Raw genomic sequence first — 15,922 nt, 5'->3', positions numbered from 1 at the left:
TTTTGGTAAATAGAAAGGACAAAACATGAAAAAATCAGATTTTATCACACTTATTACCTATACAGTTAGCACTTTAGTCTTGGCTCTTGGGATGTGCATGTTTACACTTCCTGATTGGCACTTGCAAAATATCGGCTTGCCAGTTGCTATCGTTGGTCTCCTGCTCGAAGTGATTTCTTGGGTGATTCAACGTCGCTTGGCTGGCAAAGGAGCCCCAAACGTCAATCCAAAACTAGTTGGAAAAGTAGTCTATTCCGTTGTTGCTGCGCTTGTTTTCGGTGGTGGTTTTGCCTTGATTAGCTCAGGAAATTTTGTTATAGGATTCGTTTTAAGTCTAGTTGGTCTGGTACTACTTATCGGTATTATTCCAGTTGTTGTCGGTTTGAAAAATTAAGAAAATAAATTAGCTGAGACAAGTGCTCAGCTAATTTATTTGTCTTCATTTGGAATACAAGTTTGAATGATTTCTGAAATAAATGAAATATCGTCAGAACAATCATTAGAAATCCAACCTCGGATAACTTGAGTAATACCTGCTAAGAAGAAGCTAGCCATATACGTCATTTTGACCTTATCTGTAACACCATGCGCATAATAAGACGGTTTAAAAATGTGGTTAACTAACCGATCAAAGCGTTCTTTATGATGAAAATCATGTTCGTGTTCGAGATAAATTTTATAAATGCGTTGATGATTCTTCACAAAAGTTAAATAGGGAATTAGATAGGCATCGTCTATAAAACGCGTCTCATCTGTCATGTTAAAATCATCTTGATATTCTTCGAATTCAGCAATAAAAAGAGAAGTCAAGTAATCATAAGCATCTTCCAATAGTTCGTACTGATTGCTGTAGTAGCTATAGAAAGTGGAACGATTTACAGCGGCTTGCCGGCAAATTTTGCTAACAGTGATATGATCAAATGTCTCATTATCCAATAACAAAATAAGAGTTTGTTGAAGTTTGAGTTTTGCTGCTTGATGTCCAGCCATACACGCCTCCTTATCCTATCTTATTTTATCATAATAAAACCTAAGCTTGCTGTAGCTTAGGATAATTTTTATTTCTTGGCAAAATAACGTTTTGTTTCATGGATAATGACAGGTGAGAGTGCCAGGAGGGCAATCAAGTTTGGTAAAGCCATAAGCCCATTAACGATATCAGCGATAACCCAAATCAATTCTAATTTGAGGAAACCTCCGAGGGCAACCATGACAACGAAGATGCTACGGTAAAGTTTGATGCGTTTTGTTCCGAAAAGGAATTCAAAACAACGTTCGCCGTAATAAGACCAACCAAGAATTGTGGTAAAGGCGAATAAAACAAGACAAAAAGTAAGAGCAAGCGCTCCATATATACCAAAAACTGATGAAAAAGCAGCTTGTGTCAGTGGAGCTCCTTCAAGACCAGAGGCAGTCCATTTTCCGGTAACAATGACAGAAAGTCCAGTTAAAGTACAAATGATGATTGTATCAATAAAAGTTCCTGTCATTGAGATTAGCCCTTGTTCAACTGGTTCTTCTGTTTTAGCAGCAGCAGCGGCTATAGGTGCTGATCCTAATCCAGATTCATTAGAGAAGACACCACGAGCAATCCCTTTTTGAATTGCCTCTTTAACAACTGAACCCGTAAACCCACCAATAGCTGCTGTACCAGTAAAAGCTCCAGAAAAAATTTCACTGAATGCAGGTATAATCTGATTAGCGTGACCAAAAATAACAGCGAGTGTGGCAATAATATAAATAATAGCCATGAAAGGTACGACTTTTTCAGCTACTTTAGAAATAGATTGAATACCACCAAAAATGATGATAGCAACAAGAACGGCAATGACAACACTTACGATTTGTGGTGCCAAACCAAAAGAATTTTCAAGTGATGATGTAATTGAGTTTACTTGTGAGAATGTCCCAATACCAAAGTAAGCAACCAAAACTCCAGCAACTGCAAAGAAAGCAGCTAAAGGTTTCCAACGTTTACCCATACCATTGATGATGTAATACATTGGACCACCAGAAATTTCACCATTATCATCTTTAGTACGGTATTTAATAGCAAGAAGCCCTTCAGAATATTTTGTAGCCATTCCAAAAAAAGCAGCTACCCACATCCAAAAGAGAGCTCCAGGTCCACCAGCTTTAATCGCTGTAGCTACCCCAACGATATTTCCTGTTCCGATAGTGGCTGCAAGTGCGGTAGCGAGTGCAGCAAAGCTTGAGATATCTCCTTGTCCTTTATCATCAGTAAAGATTAATTTAAAAGCTTTAGGTAGTTTGATGATTTGGAGAAGCCCAAGACGAACAGTTAAGTAAACACCAGTCCCAACGAGTAAGATTAAAAGCGGTGCTCCCCAGACAATATCATCAAGTGAAGTAAAAAAGTCTAACATAAAAAGAAATAGTCTCCCCATTTTAAATATAGCGCCAAAGATGCCAATAGAAATAGAAAAAGAGTTATCTAAAAAAGATAACTCCTGAAAAGTGATAAGAAGACTTAGCAAGCCTAATGCTCGCCTGTGAATCTATTCTTATCTTCTGTCCTTTTGCCTGAGAGTTTGGGTTGACAAAGTCAACCTTGCCCCTTCGGCGCCTAATCTAGATAACCCAATTAGCATCAGTAGGTAATACAAAGTCCTTAAAAACACTACTGACTCTAGTGGAAATTCTAGCTGTCATCAAAGCATTTGATAACAAGGTCTCTCCAGAAGTCCGTCCGTCACCCAGTCCTGTCTATGACACCTGAGAGCGTAACTCCTTCGGCGAAAGGCAAGCTTTCTTCTCCTGAATGACATCATTCGGTTTGCTATTAATTTGTTTACTATATTAAAGCAAAATCCGAACTTTGTCAATAGTATTTTTTGTAATGTTTGGGAAAAGTGCTATTTTATGCAATAATAAAGGAATAATTTGCAACAAATATTAATAATCTTGTCAATGTCATCTGACGTGATATTGACATAATTAACAATAAAATCCTTGTCAGACTATGTATTTTGGCAACGATAATAGCGCGATAATGGTGTCATCTACAATCATGTTTTTTAGCCAATTGGCAAACTGTTTGTTCAGATAGCTCACTTTGAATATGCAAGATGAAATGCAAGTCTGATTCTTGTCCTTTACTGGGAGAAAGAATGACCAGCTTATTTTGACAATTATTGAGGATTTGGCAGACTAATTTTGACCAAGTGGCAACGGGAAGTATTTCAGACTTATTTCTTAAAAATTTGCCAAACAAAGTGAAACCAGCCAACACTATTTTCCAAAAAATGGTACAATAGATAAGCATTATTTTATATGACTAATTAATCTAGAGAGGAATAAAACTCGGATAATTTGCTTATTTAGCGAAATAGTGACATCCGTGGTATTTTACGATGAATCCTTTACTAAATGGTATGAATGACAAGCAGGCAGAGGCTGTTAAGACAACGGACGGTCCGCTTTTAATCATGGCGGGAGCTGGTTCTGGTAAGACACGTGTTTTAACGCATCGTATTGCTTACTTAATTGATGAAAAATTTGTAAATCCTTGGAATATCCTTGCGATTACCTTTACGAATAAAGCGGCGCGTGAAATGCGTGAACGTGCTATGGCGTTAAATCCTGCGACGGCTGATACGTTGATTGCAACTTTCCATAGCATGTGTGTGCGAATTTTGCGTCGTGATGCTGACCACATTGGCTATAATCGCAATTTTACGATTGTTGACCCAGGTGAGCAGCGCACGCTCATGAAACGTATTTTAAAAAATCTGAATCTCGACCCTAAGAAATGGAATGAACGTGCGATTCTTGGGACGATTTCAAATGCCAAAAATGATTTGCTTGATGAGGTAGCTTATGAAAATCAAGCAAGTGACATGTACACGCAAATTGTTGCCAAATGTTATAAGGCTTATCAAGAAGAATTGCGCCGCAGCGAAGCAATGGATTTTGATGACCTTATCATGTTAACGCTTCGTTTGTTTGACCAAAATCCTGATGTTTTGGCTTATTACCAACAACGCTACCAATACATTCATGTAGATGAGTATCAAGATACTAACCATGCGCAATATCAATTGGTGAAACTTTTGGCGTCTCGTTTTAAGAATATCTGCGTTGTTGGTGATGCTGACCAATCCATTTATGGTTGGCGTGGTGCAGATATGCAAAATATCCTTGATTTTGAAAAGGATTATCCAGAAGCAAAAGTTGTTCTATTGGAAGAAAATTATCGTTCAACCAAGAAAATCTTGCAAGCAGCAAACGCGGTGATTAATAACAATCGCAATCGTCGTCCAAAAAAATTGTGGACGCAAAATGCTGACGGTGAGCAGATTGTCTATTACCGTGCGCGTGATGAACGTGAAGAAGCAGTCTTTGTCGCTTCTACGATTGACAATATTGTCCGCGAAGAAGGCAAGAACTTCAAAGATTTTGCAGTTCTATACCGTACCAATGCGCAATCACGTACCATTGAAGAAGCTTTGTTAAAATCAAACATTCCTTATACAATGGTTGGTGGAACAAAATTTTACAGCCGTAAGGAAATTCGTGATGTGATTTCATACCTCAATGTGATTGCAAATACTGCGGATAATATCAGTTATGAACGTATCGTCAACGAACCAAAACGTGGCGTTGGTCCTGGTACCCTTGAAAAAATTCGTGATTTTGCCAATATGCAAAACATGAGTTTGTTAGATGCATCTGCTAATATCATGCTTTCTGGCGTAAAAGGAAAAGCAGCACAAGCGGTTTGGGATTTGGCGAATCTGCTCATGAAATTTCGTGATGACTTAGACCAGATGACTGTTACAGAATTGGTCGAAGCTGTTCTTGACAAAACTGGTTACCTTGATGCCCTTCGTGTGCAAAATACCCTTGAAAGCCAAGCGCGTATTGAAAATATCGAAGAATTCTTGACTGTAACTAAGAATTTTGATGATAATCAAGAAGATGCCCCAGAAGATGAATCTGGTATTGACAAACTAAGTCGTTTCTTAAATGATTTGGCTTTGATTGCTGATACCGATGACGGTGATGCGGAAACTGCAGAAGTGACCTTGATGACTTTGCACGCTGCCAAGGGGTTGGAATTTCCAATTGTTTTCTTGATTGGTATGGAAGAAGGCGTCTTTCCACTTTCTCGTGCCGCCGAGGACCAAGATGAATTAGAAGAAGAACGCCGTTTGGCTTACGTTGGGATTACACGTGCAGAGCAATTGCTTTTTGTAACCAATGCTAACACACGTACTTTGTTTGGTAAGACAAGCTATAACCGTCCGTCACGTTTTATTCGTGAAATTGATGACGAATTATTGCAATACCAAGGTTTAGCGCGTCCAGCTAATTCATCATTTGGTGTTCGATATAGCAATAGTAGTGATGAGCAATTGACTTTCGGACAAGGCATGAGCTTACAGCAAGCTCTTCAAGCACGTAAAGCAAAAGTTCAACCAACATCAAGTCGTGGAGCGCAGCCATTTTCAAAAGCTGGCAAAGCTGTTCCAGTTGGTCAATCAGCTAGCGCTTCAAAAGAAGCGGTCGATTGGCAAATTGGTGACATTGCTCACCATAAAAAATGGGGTGATGGTACCGTTCTAGCCGTTACAGGAAGTGGAAAAACACAAGAACTTAAAATCAATTTCCCAGAAATTGGGCTTAAAAAACTACTAGCCAGCGTCGCACCGATTGAGAAGAAATAAACAAGTATAAATCAAAAGGAATCTGAGACAAAACTCAGGTTTCTTTTTAGCAAGATTTTTAATCAGTATTAATTGTTTTGCTCGGTGTTGAGAATCTAAAGATAATGACTGTTACAATAAGAAATGTAAGCCAAGTGAATGTGATGTTCCACGAAGATAAGCTGCTAAATAAAACGGTTCCGACAGGAAGTGACAAGGTGAATAAAAAAGACAAGAAATTATTCGTCTGTGCTAAGGTATTAGCAGGAAGTTTGCTTAGTAATAGAGAATTAATTTTAGGATTAACTTTTCCCACCAGATAACTCGCGAATGCTAGTAGCAGCACACCGAAAATTAACGGTAGGTGAATGAGGTTAGACAGACCAACGAGAAAGAAAATAACGGCATTAATTTTTAGCAACTCCCTAACTGATTTCTTAGAAAAGTAATCGTGTGGCGTTAAGCTTCCTATCAGAATACCTCCAACTAAGATAAACTCAATAAGAAGTAGCGCTTGGCTGTAAGAAAGGTGACCGATTTTGGAAGTCAGTAGCCAAATATTATAAATGGCATTAAGTGAGCCACCAAGCATATTTAAGCAAAGAATTGACAGAAGCAGCCGACTAAAATCTGCTGTACTAGCTTCATTGAAAATCAGCATCACATTATGGTATAAAGCTGAAAATTGCTCTTTTAATGACTGTTTTTTGTCATTGGGCAAGACATCATAATTGGCGTTATCTTTGATGAGTAATACCACTAGTGCTGATAGTAAAAATGATAGCGCATTAATGAGTGCGACAAGTGAAAAATTCTGCTGAGAAACCGTTAACAACCAGATGCCTAAGGCTTGTCCAGAAAAACTGCAGATGTAAGAGATGAATTGTGTAAAGGAATAGGCTTCGATTAAATCTTCTTGGCGAACGTATTTCTGAATAATGGGCATCCGCAGACCATTTGAAAAGTCACTTAGCATATCACTAAGAATGTTAAACAGACAAATAAAAGAAAAAGCAAGCAGACTAGGCTCAGTGATTATGAAAGCTAAGAGTGTAAAAATAATTGCTTGAATGAAACCTGTGATAACAATCCATTTCTTTTTAGCTTGAGTTTGGTCAGCTTTTATTCCAATCCAAATGGTAAAGAGTGTCGGAACGACCATTGTCACATTAGCAATACTCAACATAATTTTCGAATGAAAAACGGTAGCAGCATAGACGACAAAAACAATATTGTACAAGGAGGAGCCGATAGTATTTAGAAAACGAGAAACGGTCAAAAGGTGGTAAATTTTATTTTTAAAAAATAATCTCATGATTTTGTCTCCTTAATTGATTTTGAAACATTATAATATGATTATCTTTTAAGGTAATAAAATGTTGAATATATTCAAATAGATTTGATTATAGTAAAGATGAATAGTTCTTAAATTTAACCATTAACAGCTAAGACAAATATAAAAAAACAGTCTAGTGGACTGTTTTTTCACGAGCCTGAAAACGGGAAAGCGAGTTAGGTCCAGAGGACTGTTTTTTTTGTACTTATAAATGAATCAAATCTCTATTTGTGAACGTTGAGCATGAAAATAAAATTTTTCTCAAAATAAGCACTTTGAATATATTCCAAAAATATACCTAATCGTCATTGCCTTTAATGGCGTCTTGCATGCCAGAAGTGTAATAGTCAGCAGCTGAATGACATTCTAAAATCCGTAAAACGTGGATAGCCTCTTCCATTTGCTTCTTACCAGCTTGCTGCTGCCCTTGTTTGTAGCTAAATAACCCCTTTGCCCATAGATAAACAATACGATAATAAGCTTCGCTTTCTTGGTAAAAATGCTTTTGAATTTGTTTGTCGAAGTAATTAGCATTGATAAAATCATTTTCATCAATACATAGCAGAAACCCATTGAGCAACATGTTATGAATGATTTTTCGATTTTCTTTGATTTCTCCTAAAAAATCAGTCTTTCGAAGGCATTCTCTAGCGTACATGGTAAACAAATCAGGAGTTAATAAGGTAGAGCAAATAGAAAGTAATGTCAGCTCATAATTGCCCCAAATTTCAGTATCAAAAAGGTAATTATAAAGAAAAGTTTCCTCTTTTGCTGTCAGTTCAACACTCTCATCAAAGGCTTTCAAATGTGCTTTAACGATTAGCGCATATATCATTCCTGTCTCTTGATCTTGCTGTTTTTTAAGTTCACTTTCATACAATTTTTGTAAACCAGCACTATCAAATTTTTCCTCACAAGCATAGATTTTCTCTTGTAATTCTACTAAGTCGCTTTTTAAAAATCCTCTAGTCAGATAAAGAAATTCATTGATTTCAATGTGAGTATTTTCAAGTGCTATAAATAATTTTTGAGCAGAAAGGTCATTCTTTCCGCTTTCAAATTTTGAGAGCATTGAAGGAGAGAATTGCCCACCAGAGGCTTTAGCTAGTGAGATATGTCTAGCTTCTCTTAATTCTTTGAAGGTCTGACCTAAATATTTCATATTTTACCCCATTTTAAAAGTTCTTTTGTACAAATTATACCCTTTTTTTATCAATTGACAACTTGCTGGGCAGATTTTCCTTTATCTAAAATTTTCTGAAAATTGTTGTGCTTTCAAGGTGAATGTGTTATAGTTAATTTTGTAATTAAATAAAGACATTTGGGGTGCGTAAAAGCTGAGATTATACCCATTGAACCTGATGCAGTTAGAACTGACGAAGGGAAATGTGTGAGTAACAACGTTTTTTTGTTGTGCTAAAAATCGATAGAAAAAATACTTTAGTATTGCAATACCAAAGGGATTATTCTGCAGTTTTTCAAGATAAAAATGACTCCATTTGAAGTTTTCAAGTGGTGTTTTTTATGCTTGTTTTAACTGAGTTTTTGGCTGCCTATTTGTCAGTAAAGGAAGACAAATGACATTTAATCGTGTTCATCGTTTAACGGTTTTAGCCATTATGGTTGCTTTAGATGTCCTGTTGACACCACTTTTTCGGGTTGAGGGAATGGCATTTATGTCTAGCGTCGTCAATATCATTGCAGGAACATTTATGACACCGTTGTATGCAGCTACTATGGCATTGATTGTTGCGGTGATTCGTATTTTGACACAAGCAGGAGTAGCAAGTGTGGCACCGTTAGCCATCTTAGGTACGGTTCCTGGGGCGGTTTTAGCTGCTTATTTTTACCGCTTAACCAAGAAATCAATCATGTCGTGGGTGGGGGAGTTTCTCGGCACTGGTATTATTGGCTCGATTCTCTCTGCACCCGTTATGAACTGGTATTGGACAATAACAGCTAATGGTGATAATGAGCTCTTGGCAAAAGCTTCCGCAGCACAATCTTTATTTCTTTTTATGCCAAGATTTATTTGTGCCACGCTTATCGGTGGTGCGCTTGGATTGAGATACTCTGCTTATTTTGTTAATTTAGAACATTTATATTTAAAGCCAAGTAAAAAATTAGGAGAAAAATAATGACCAGTAAAGCTAAGATGTTTGATGGTTATGCTAATGCATATGACCAATGGTTTATGAAAAATGAAAATGTTTTTGCCAGTGAATTAAAGTTATTGCACCGTATGCTTGAACCGTTGGAAAAGAAAATGATACTTTCGATTGGTTGTGGTAGTGGGCTTTTTGAATCTGCCTTGAAAAGAGAATATGGTATTCATGTCCAATATGGTGTTGCACCGTCAACGGATATGGCAAAAATCGCCCGCAAAAGAGGAATGACTGTTTTTATCGGTGATGCTGAGACAAGCGAATTAGCGGAAAATAGCTATGATGTGATTTATCTAAATGGTTGTTCAAGTTATATCAAAAATTTGTCAGCAGCTTATCAGAATTGTCACCGTGCTTTGAAAAAAGGTAGGCATTTGATTTTACTTGATGTTCCTGTTGAAAGTGCGTATGGCATTTTGTACAAATTTGCGGCGCATGTTGGGTCATATGAGAAAGAATTATTTGAACAAATCGCACCAACTTTCCCTTATCCAATCGAACTTGTCAGCTCTGCCATTTTCCATTCACCACTTGAGAAAGAAAATATCTTGCGTGAGGATCTAGGAATGACAAATATCCGTTATTTCCAAACATTGACAGCGCAGCCGATTTACACAAATGATTTTGTGGAAGAACCAATTGAAGGGTATGACAAGGGTGGTTATGTGGCACTTGTCGCTGAAAAATAAATAATGAAAACGATAATCTTTTTTGACCTTGATGGAGTGATTTTTGATTCCTATGGATTGTGGGATAAGGCTGTTGAGGACTTTTTGAGTACGGTGAATTTGACTTATACCACAGAAATGAAGCAGAAGTTGTGGCAATTAAATATGCTAGAGGCAGAACATTATTTGAGAGAACTTTTTGGCAAGCAAGGGCGAGCTTATCAACCAGAAATTTTAAAAGCGATTTTGCTTCAATTATACGAAACGGTCGATATTATGGAAAATGCGAAGTGCGTTTTAGCAGATTTGGTTAGGCGTGGTTGCAAGCTTTATGCAGTGACTTCTAATTATTATGATTTGGCTGAAATTGGCTTGAAATCACAGCAGTTGTTGCCGTATTTTACGACCTTATATTCGTGTTTAAGTATGGGATATGCTGATAAAGAGCAGGCGTTTTTTCAGGAAATTCTCGAACAAGAGCGCCTGAATGCTAATCAGATTATTTATGTTGAGGATAGTCTTGCAAATCTCAAAAAAGCTAGAAAACTTGGTGTGACAGGGATTTATCTAGCAAATTCTGATAACCCGCAAGCTGGTCAAAATGACACATTTGTAACGATTGATTCACTAGATGAATTGGCAAAAATAGTAAAGGAAATAAACAATGATTGTAAATGAATTAAAAAAACGTAGTGAGATTTTTATTGAGAAAATTGTAGAATATGACTTTATTCAAGGCATGATTACGGAAAAACTACCAGCTGAGGCAATTTGTCATTATCTGAAAGCTGATTCTGTGTATTTGGATAAATTTGCTGATATTTATGCGCAGCTTTTTGCAAAAATTACAGACAAAGCTAGTAAAGAATTTTTCTTAGGGCAAATTGATTTTATTTTTAAACATGAGGTGGGAGCACATCATTTTTTGGCTCAAGTAGTGGGACGAGATTATGAGGAAATTATTGCCGATAGAGCTTGGTATCCTAGTGCTGACCATTATATCAAACACATGTATTATCAGCTAAATCGTGATAATCTTGTCTATATTTTGGCTGCCATGCTGCCCTGCCCATGGATTTATCAGCAGGTTGCCAAACGAGTGCTAGCAAGTGGCAAGATTTCTGATGATAATCCGTTTAAAAATTGGCTTGATTTTTACGGTCAAGAGGGTGTGGTAGATGCTTGTTTGACGGTTTATTTTGATTTAGTAGCGAAATACAGTGAACGCTTGTCCGCAGATGAACAAAAAGAAGTGATTCGTGTGTTCTTGGAAAGTTGTCAGCATGAACGTCAATTCTTTCAAATGGCAGTTGAGCAGGAAGAATGGCCAGAGGAGGTAAGAAATGTCTAAATTACAAGTAGCGTTAACGATTGCAGGAACTGACCCTAGTGGTGGTGCAGGAATTATGGCAGATTTGAAAAGTTTTCAAGCGCGTGGGGTCTATGGTATGGCTGTTGTTACCAGCGTTGTGGCACAAAATACCCAAGGTGTGCAAGCCATTTGTAACCTTGACCAGTCGATACTTGATGCTCAGTTAAAAAGTGTGTTTTCCGATATTCCTCCACATGCTATTAAAACAGGTATGTTAGCCGAAGTTGAAACCATTGAACGTGTCAGTCAGTATTTGAATACTATTGATTGTCCTTACGTTCTAGACCCCGTTATGATGGCGACGAGTGGTGACCGTCTGATTAGTTTAGAAGCTGTGCAGGCGCTCAAAGAAAAATTGCTGCCGCTTGCTACCATTATCACGCCAAATCTACCAGAAGCAGAGGTGCTTTACGGACAAGAATTAAAAGATGAAGCAGCGATTTTACAAGCAGGAAAAGCTATTCAAGCTGACTATGGCGTGAAAAACGTCGTTATCAAGGGTGGTCATTTAGAAAATGAAGCCAAAGACTTTCTTTTCCTAGAAAATGGTCAAGTCGTGACATTTTCATCTGAACGTATCCCTACCAAACACACACACGGAACGGGTTGTACCTATGCTGCGGTCATTACTGCTGAATTAGCCAAAGGACAGTCAGTAGAAAAAGCTGTGACAACTGCTAAACATTTCATTACAGAAGCTATCAAGACGGCGCCAGAATTGGGACACGGCAACGGACCAGTTAATCATGTGATCTACAAAGGAGATTAGATGACTTATTTAGATGATTTGAGACAAAACCACCCTTTGACAATCTGTTTAACCAATCAAGTAGTCAAAAATTTCACGGCTAATGGGCTGTTATCGTTAGGTGCTTCCCCTGCCATGAGTGAGTACCAGGCAGATTTGGAAGATTTTTTGCCGCAGGCTAATGGTCTGTTGGTTAATATCGGCACGCTTAATGACAGAAGCTGGCAATTGTACAAGGAGGCTTTGGATATTGCAGAAAAACATGATATTCCTACGGTTTTAGACCCTGTGGCTGCTGGCGCTGGTAAATTTCGTCAACAAGTAGCACTTGACTTGATTGAACACCACCGAATGTCACTTTTGCGAGGAAATGCTGGAGAAATTGCTGCGCTAATTGGTGAAAGAGTGGCTAGTAAGGGGGTTGATTCTGCACAAGTTGATGACGTTGGAAAACTTGCTTTGCGAGCCAATCAGATTTTGCAACTCCCTATCGTTATTACTGGAGAAACGGACGCCATTGCTGTTAATGAGAAAGTTTTATTATTACACAATGGTAGTTCACTTATGCCATTAGTGACTGGAACAGGTTGTCTTTTAGGTGCAGTGTTAGCAGCATTTATCGGGCTGGCTAAAGAAAAGGATTTATTAGCTTGTTTGGAAGAAGCATTATCAGCTTATAATATCGCAGGTGAATTGGCGGAGAAGAAGCTTAGCGAACCATTGCCAGGAAGTTTTCAAATTGCATTTTTAGATGCTCTCCATCAGGTGACAAACACGGACATAGAGCGATTGAAAAAAGTTGAGGTCTATCATGGATAAAGAAATCTTACAAGTTTATTTTATTTGTGGCACAGCAAATTGTCCTGAAGGAAAATTTTTAGAGATTTTGGAAGCTGCTTTTAAATCAGGGGTGACGTGTTTTCAATTTCGTGAAAAAGGTGCTAATGCTCTAAAAGGTGACGAAAAAGTGGTCTTAGCTAGAAAAGTTAAGGAACTTTGTCGTAAATATCAGATACCTTTGATTATCAATGATGATGTGGATTTAGCGCTAGAACTTGATGCGGACGGCATTCACTTAGGGCAAGATGATTTGCCGATTACCAAAGCGCGCCAGCTTTTTCCAAATAAAATCATCGGCTTGTCTGTCGGCTCGACCATAGAATACCAACAATCGGCTGTTGGATTGGTTGATTATATTGGCGTAGGACCGATTTTTCCAACCTCATCTAAAAATGATGCAGGTGAGGTGATTGGCTTAAAAGGTTTAAATGACGTTAGAGATTATGATAAAGAAATTCCAATCGTGGCGATAGGTGGTATTACTTTTGGCGATGTGGCAGCCATAAAACAATCTGGTGCAGACGGTGTGGCGGTCATATCCGCCATTGCACAGTCCAAACAAGTAGAAGTTGATACCCAGAGGCTTAGTAGTTGCTTTGACTAAAATTTATAGTTTAAAATTATACCCAGTCTTTTTAATAAATATTAGTCAAAATTAATAAAAGAGTCTAAAAGGTATGTATATTTTAAAAATTTTAGATTGGAGTTTCCCATGACACGAAAATATAATTTTGAAAAGTTACAATTACACGCTGGTCAAGCTGTTGCCAATGCTGGCGGAAAGCGCCAGCAAGAATATTATGTGTTAGAACAAGGCATATATCAAGTTGAGGTCTTGGCTAACTTGGATAAGTTACTACCAACGGGTGCTCTCATTTCAATTGCTTATCCGAATTGGACAGAAGCGACAGGTTCACCAGTCCGAGCAATTGCCTATGTTTTTGAAAATGATGTTACTGACTAAACTTGCGTTTTGAAATCATGTGATACGCACCAAGCTGATTAAATTCAACGGCAAGTTTAGAGAGAATTACAGGTCTTACAATTTCCAAACAAATCGTTCGTTAAAAATAGTAAAATTGGTTACAATAGGGAAAACAATGAATTGTGGGTTGACCTTTGGCAAGATAGTATTTTCTATTTATTGAGCCATGGCAAACTGCTCCTTTTCTAATGGAGGATTTACTTATGACAACATTTCTTGGAAAGCCTGTAACTTTAGTCGGGCAACAATTGCAAATTGGGGAAACAGCGCCAGATTTCACCCTAACGACAACTGATTTGGCACAAAAAAGCTTATCAGATTTTGCTGGTAAGAAGAAAGTTATCAGCGTTATTCCGTCAATTGATACAGGAATCTGTTCGACACAAACTCGGACATTTAACAAAGAATTATCAGATATGGAAGATACCGTTGTTATCACTGTTTCAGCCGATTTGCCATTTGCGCAAGCACGTTGGTGTGGCGTAGAAGGCTTGGAGCGCGCAGTAATGATGTCCGACTACTATGACAATACATTCGGAAAAACCTATGGGCTTTTGATGAAAGAATGGCATCTGTTAGCGCGTGCCGTATTGATTTTAGATGAGGATAATAAGCTTGTTTACGCTGAATACCTTGAAAACGTCAATTCCGAACCAAACTATCAAGCCGCCATTGAGGCCGTAAAAGCATTATAAATGTCAAAAACTCACTTAAATAACTAAGTGAGTTTTTATGTTTTTAAATCATTTTGTCTAATGCAGCAACTTTAAGAATAATATCTGTGATTTCATCGGTACTTTCTTTTCCTCCATTTGCAATCCAAAATGAAATGATACTTTCGATACTAGATAAATATACTTCTAGAGCATATTGGTAAGGAATGTCATAGTAAGTAGTAATTGCATCTTTGAAATCAGGGACAGTTAAAAGAAATTCATAGACGAAATCTTTAAGTGTCTTAGGAAAGTTAACATAAGATGATTTTGAGATAGCAGATATGAATTCAAAGTTTTGTTTAGCATAAGTTAAAGTTTGACGGAGAACAGATCGAGTATCTGTGTAAATCGTTTCGTCGTTCAAAATGTTAAATAAATCATCCAATGTATCATGTTTGAGTTGACACATCATATCATATTTGTCAACGTAGTGAAGATAGAAAGTACCGCGGTTTATTCCTGCCGTTCGTGTTAAATCAGATACGGTAATTTCCTCGAAATTCTTTTCTAAAAGTAATTTTGCCAATGCTTGTTTGAGGTAATTTTCAGTTTCAGTATGACGTTTTTTCATAATGTGTAAAATCCTTTTATTAATTTCTTAAATGAACAGAATGTCTATTTTTGTCCTTGTTTAATCTCTGTGCAAATTATATAATAAACTTCGAATTTAATCAACATGTTGTTTAAATAAGAATTTGAAGAGGTGATTGTATGGCTTACATTGAAATGAAGCATTCTTATAAACGTTATCAAACTGGTGATACAGAGATTATTGCTAATAATGATATTAATTTTGCGATTGAAAAAGGTGAATTGGTTATTATTTTAGGGTCGTCTGGTGCAGGAAAATCAACTGTCCTTAATATCTTGGGCGGCATGGACAATAACGACGAGGGACAAGTGATTATTGATGGTGTTGATATTGCTAATTACAGTCAAAAGGAGTTGACAACCTATCGTCGAAATGATGTTGGTTTTGTTTTTCAATTTTACAATTTAGTTCCAAATTTAACCGCCAAAGAAAATGTTGAATTGGCTTCGGAAATCGTTGCAGATGCTAGAGATGCTGAGCAAACCTTGATTGATGTCGGACTAGGAAAACGTCTGAATAATTTCCCTGCGCAGCTGTCTGGTGGTGAACAACAACGTGTTTCCATTGCGCGTGCAGTCGCTAAAAATCCTAAATTATTGCTGTGTGATGAACCGACTGGAGCGCTCGATTATCAAACAGGAAAGCAAGTGTTGAAGATTTTACAAGATATGTCTCGTCAAAAAGGCTCAACGGTTATTATCGTGACACACAATTCTGCCCTTGCGCCAATTGCTGACCGTGTCATCCATATGCACGATGCCAAGGTGAGCAGTATTGAGCTAAATGAACACCCACAAGATATTGAAACGTTAGAATATTGAGGTGGAGAAG

At 37.6% G+C, this 15,922-nt stretch carries 16 protein-coding genes, 1 pseudogene and 2 riboswitches; of the genes and pseudogenes, 12 read left to right on the top strand and 5 right to left on the bottom strand.

The genetic code is table 11. The features are described from left to right. The first annotated feature begins 25 nt into the window (after nucleotides 1–25). Nucleotides 26–394 (top strand): hypothetical protein, encoded by a 369-nt coding sequence (locus CCC20_RS00510; protein WP_003064981.1) that lies wholly within the window; start codon nucleotides 26–28, stop codon nucleotides 392–394. A gap of 35 nt (nucleotides 395–429) precedes the next feature. Here CCC20_RS00510 and CCC20_RS00505 read toward each other — a convergent pair whose 3' ends face one another. Beyond that, on the bottom strand, nucleotides 430–990 hold the full coding sequence (locus tag CCC20_RS00505) for a TetR/AcrR family transcriptional regulator (RefSeq protein WP_003064979.1): 561 nt from the start codon (nucleotides 988–990) through the stop codon (nucleotides 430–432). Nucleotides 991–1,058: 68 nt separating this feature from the next. After that, nucleotides 1,059–2,387 (bottom strand): alanine/glycine:cation symporter family protein, encoded by a 1,329-nt coding sequence (locus CCC20_RS00500; RefSeq protein ID WP_041973445.1) that lies wholly within the window; start codon nucleotides 2,385–2,387, stop codon nucleotides 1,059–1,061. Between the two features lie 135 nt (nucleotides 2,388–2,522). Next, nucleotides 2,523–2,712: riboswitch (glycine riboswitch) on the bottom strand. Between the two features lie 662 nt (nucleotides 2,713–3,374). Between CCC20_RS00500 and pcrA the strand changes: the two genes are divergently transcribed. Beyond that, nucleotides 3,375–5,690 (top strand): DNA helicase PcrA, encoded by a 2,316-nt coding sequence (pcrA, locus tag CCC20_RS00495; RefSeq protein WP_003064973.1) that lies wholly within the window; start codon nucleotides 3,375–3,377, stop codon nucleotides 5,688–5,690. Between the two features lie 58 nt (nucleotides 5,691–5,748). Here pcrA and CCC20_RS00490 read toward each other — a convergent pair whose 3' ends face one another. Further along, nucleotides 5,749–6,984 (bottom strand): MFS transporter, encoded by a 1,236-nt coding sequence (locus tag CCC20_RS00490; protein ID WP_069788945.1) that lies wholly within the window; start codon nucleotides 6,982–6,984, stop codon nucleotides 5,749–5,751. 319 nt (nucleotides 6,985–7,303) lie between these two features. Further along, nucleotides 7,304–8,167, bottom strand: coding sequence for an Rgg/GadR/MutR family transcriptional regulator (locus CCC20_RS00485; RefSeq protein ID WP_003064970.1), 864 nt, complete (start codon nucleotides 8,165–8,167; stop codon nucleotides 7,304–7,306). 150 nt (nucleotides 8,168–8,317) lie between these two features. Continuing rightward, nucleotides 8,318–8,407: riboswitch (TPP riboswitch) on the top strand. Between the two features lie 175 nt (nucleotides 8,408–8,582). Between CCC20_RS00485 and thiW the strand changes: the two genes are divergently transcribed. The 9 genes and pseudogenes from thiW (at nucleotide 8,583) to tpx (ending at nucleotide 14,478) form a co-directional block, all read left to right on the top strand. Further along, a complete protein-coding gene (gene thiW, locus CCC20_RS00480) occupies nucleotides 8,583–9,143 on the top strand; it encodes an energy coupling factor transporter S component ThiW (protein ID WP_287178188.1) in 561 nt (186 codons plus the stop codon). Further along, on the top strand, nucleotides 9,143–9,859 hold the full coding sequence (locus CCC20_RS00475) for a class I SAM-dependent methyltransferase (RefSeq protein ID WP_003064966.1): 717 nt from the start codon (nucleotides 9,143–9,145) through the stop codon (nucleotides 9,857–9,859). The genes thiW and CCC20_RS00475 overlap by 1 nt, the downstream gene beginning before the upstream one ends. A 3-nt stretch (nucleotides 9,860–9,862) precedes the next feature. After that, on the top strand, nucleotides 9,863–10,516 hold the full coding sequence (locus tag CCC20_RS00470) for an HAD family hydrolase (RefSeq protein ID WP_287178183.1): 654 nt from the start codon (nucleotides 9,863–9,865) through the stop codon (nucleotides 10,514–10,516). Further along, complete coding sequence (tenA, locus tag CCC20_RS00465) at nucleotides 10,503–11,189, top strand: thiaminase II (protein WP_003064961.1); 687 nt, start codon at nucleotides 10,503–10,505, stop codon at nucleotides 11,187–11,189. Before CCC20_RS00470 ends, tenA begins: the two co-directional genes overlap by 14 nt. After that, nucleotides 11,182–11,979, top strand: a complete 798-nt coding sequence (gene thiD, locus CCC20_RS00460; protein ID WP_003064960.1) for a bifunctional hydroxymethylpyrimidine kinase/phosphomethylpyrimidine kinase — start codon at nucleotides 11,182–11,184, stop codon at nucleotides 11,977–11,979. The genes tenA and thiD overlap by 8 nt, the downstream gene beginning before the upstream one ends. Beyond that, nucleotides 11,980–12,777 (top strand): hydroxyethylthiazole kinase, encoded by a 798-nt coding sequence (thiM, locus tag CCC20_RS00455; RefSeq protein ID WP_013851877.1) that lies wholly within the window; start codon nucleotides 11,980–11,982, stop codon nucleotides 12,775–12,777. It begins immediately after the preceding gene. After that, nucleotides 12,770–13,402, top strand: coding sequence for a thiamine phosphate synthase (gene thiE / locus CCC20_RS00450; protein ID WP_003064956.1), 633 nt, complete (start codon nucleotides 12,770–12,772; stop codon nucleotides 13,400–13,402). The genes thiM and thiE overlap by 8 nt, the downstream gene beginning before the upstream one ends. A gap of 147 nt (nucleotides 13,403–13,549) precedes the next feature. Next, nucleotides 13,550–13,762: pseudogene (locus CCC20_RS00445) on the top strand (cyclase family protein); the annotation flags it as partial. A 224-nt stretch (nucleotides 13,763–13,986) separates the two neighbouring features. Further along, the gene (tpx, locus tag CCC20_RS00440) at nucleotides 13,987–14,478 is read left to right on the top strand and encodes a thiol peroxidase (RefSeq protein ID WP_013643137.1); all 492 of its coding nucleotides are present in this window, start codon (nucleotides 13,987–13,989) and stop codon (nucleotides 14,476–14,478) included. A gap of 43 nt (nucleotides 14,479–14,521) precedes the next feature. Here tpx and CCC20_RS00435 read toward each other — a convergent pair whose 3' ends face one another. Continuing rightward, nucleotides 14,522–15,070 (bottom strand): TetR/AcrR family transcriptional regulator, encoded by a 549-nt coding sequence (locus tag CCC20_RS00435; RefSeq protein ID WP_013851875.1) that lies wholly within the window; start codon nucleotides 15,068–15,070, stop codon nucleotides 14,522–14,524. 140 nt (nucleotides 15,071–15,210) lie between these two features. Between CCC20_RS00435 and CCC20_RS00430 the strand changes: the two genes are divergently transcribed. Next, a complete protein-coding gene (locus tag CCC20_RS00430) occupies nucleotides 15,211–15,912 on the top strand; it encodes an ABC transporter ATP-binding protein (protein ID WP_003064946.1) in 702 nt (233 codons plus the stop codon). The last annotated feature ends 10 nt before the right edge of the window (nucleotides 15,913–15,922 follow it).

The organism is Streptococcus sp. LMAG:39 (assembly GCF_008680485.1).
In the GTDB taxonomy this organism is placed as follows: Bacteria; Bacillota; Bacilli; order Lactobacillales; family Streptococcaceae; genus Streptococcus; species Streptococcus pasteurianus.
Note: the sequence above shows the minus strand (reverse complement) of the source record. Positions and strands in the feature narration are given on the sequence as shown.

Excerpts from the sequence above, each read along its gene's own strand:
- CCC20_RS00510 (WP_003064981.1), top strand. The coding sequence starts at position 26 with ATGAAAAAATCAGATTTTATCACACTTATTACCTATACAGTTAGCACT.
- CCC20_RS00505 (WP_003064979.1), bottom strand. The coding sequence starts at position 990 with ATGGCTGGACATCAAGCAGCAAAACTCAAACTTCAACAAACTCTTATT.
- CCC20_RS00500 (WP_041973445.1), bottom strand. The coding sequence starts at position 2,387 with ATGTTAGACTTTTTTACTTCACTTGATGATATTGTCTGGGGAGCACCG.
- pcrA (WP_003064973.1), top strand. The coding sequence starts at position 3,375 with ATGAATCCTTTACTAAATGGTATGAATGACAAGCAGGCAGAGGCTGTT.
- CCC20_RS00490 (WP_069788945.1), bottom strand. The coding sequence starts at position 6,984 with ATGAGATTATTTTTTAAAAATAAAATTTACCACCTTTTGACCGTTTCT.
- CCC20_RS00485 (WP_003064970.1), bottom strand. The coding sequence starts at position 8,167 with ATGAAATATTTAGGTCAGACCTTCAAAGAATTAAGAGAAGCTAGACAT.
- thiW (WP_287178188.1), top strand. The coding sequence starts at position 8,583 with ATGACATTTAATCGTGTTCATCGTTTAACGGTTTTAGCCATTATGGTT.
- CCC20_RS00475 (WP_003064966.1), top strand. The coding sequence starts at position 9,143 with ATGACCAGTAAAGCTAAGATGTTTGATGGTTATGCTAATGCATATGAC.
- CCC20_RS00470 (WP_287178183.1), top strand. The coding sequence starts at position 9,863 with ATGAAAACGATAATCTTTTTTGACCTTGATGGAGTGATTTTTGATTCC.
- tenA (WP_003064961.1), top strand. The coding sequence starts at position 10,503 with ATGATTGTAAATGAATTAAAAAAACGTAGTGAGATTTTTATTGAGAAA.
- thiD (WP_003064960.1), top strand. The coding sequence starts at position 11,182 with ATGTCTAAATTACAAGTAGCGTTAACGATTGCAGGAACTGACCCTAGT.
- thiM (WP_013851877.1), top strand. The coding sequence starts at position 11,980 with ATGACTTATTTAGATGATTTGAGACAAAACCACCCTTTGACAATCTGT.
- thiE (WP_003064956.1), top strand. The coding sequence starts at position 12,770 with ATGGATAAAGAAATCTTACAAGTTTATTTTATTTGTGGCACAGCAAAT.
- tpx (WP_013643137.1), top strand. The coding sequence starts at position 13,987 with ATGACAACATTTCTTGGAAAGCCTGTAACTTTAGTCGGGCAACAATTG.
- CCC20_RS00435 (WP_013851875.1), bottom strand. The coding sequence starts at position 15,070 with ATGAAAAAACGTCATACTGAAACTGAAAATTACCTCAAACAAGCATTG.
- CCC20_RS00430 (WP_003064946.1), top strand. The coding sequence starts at position 15,211 with ATGGCTTACATTGAAATGAAGCATTCTTATAAACGTTATCAAACTGGT.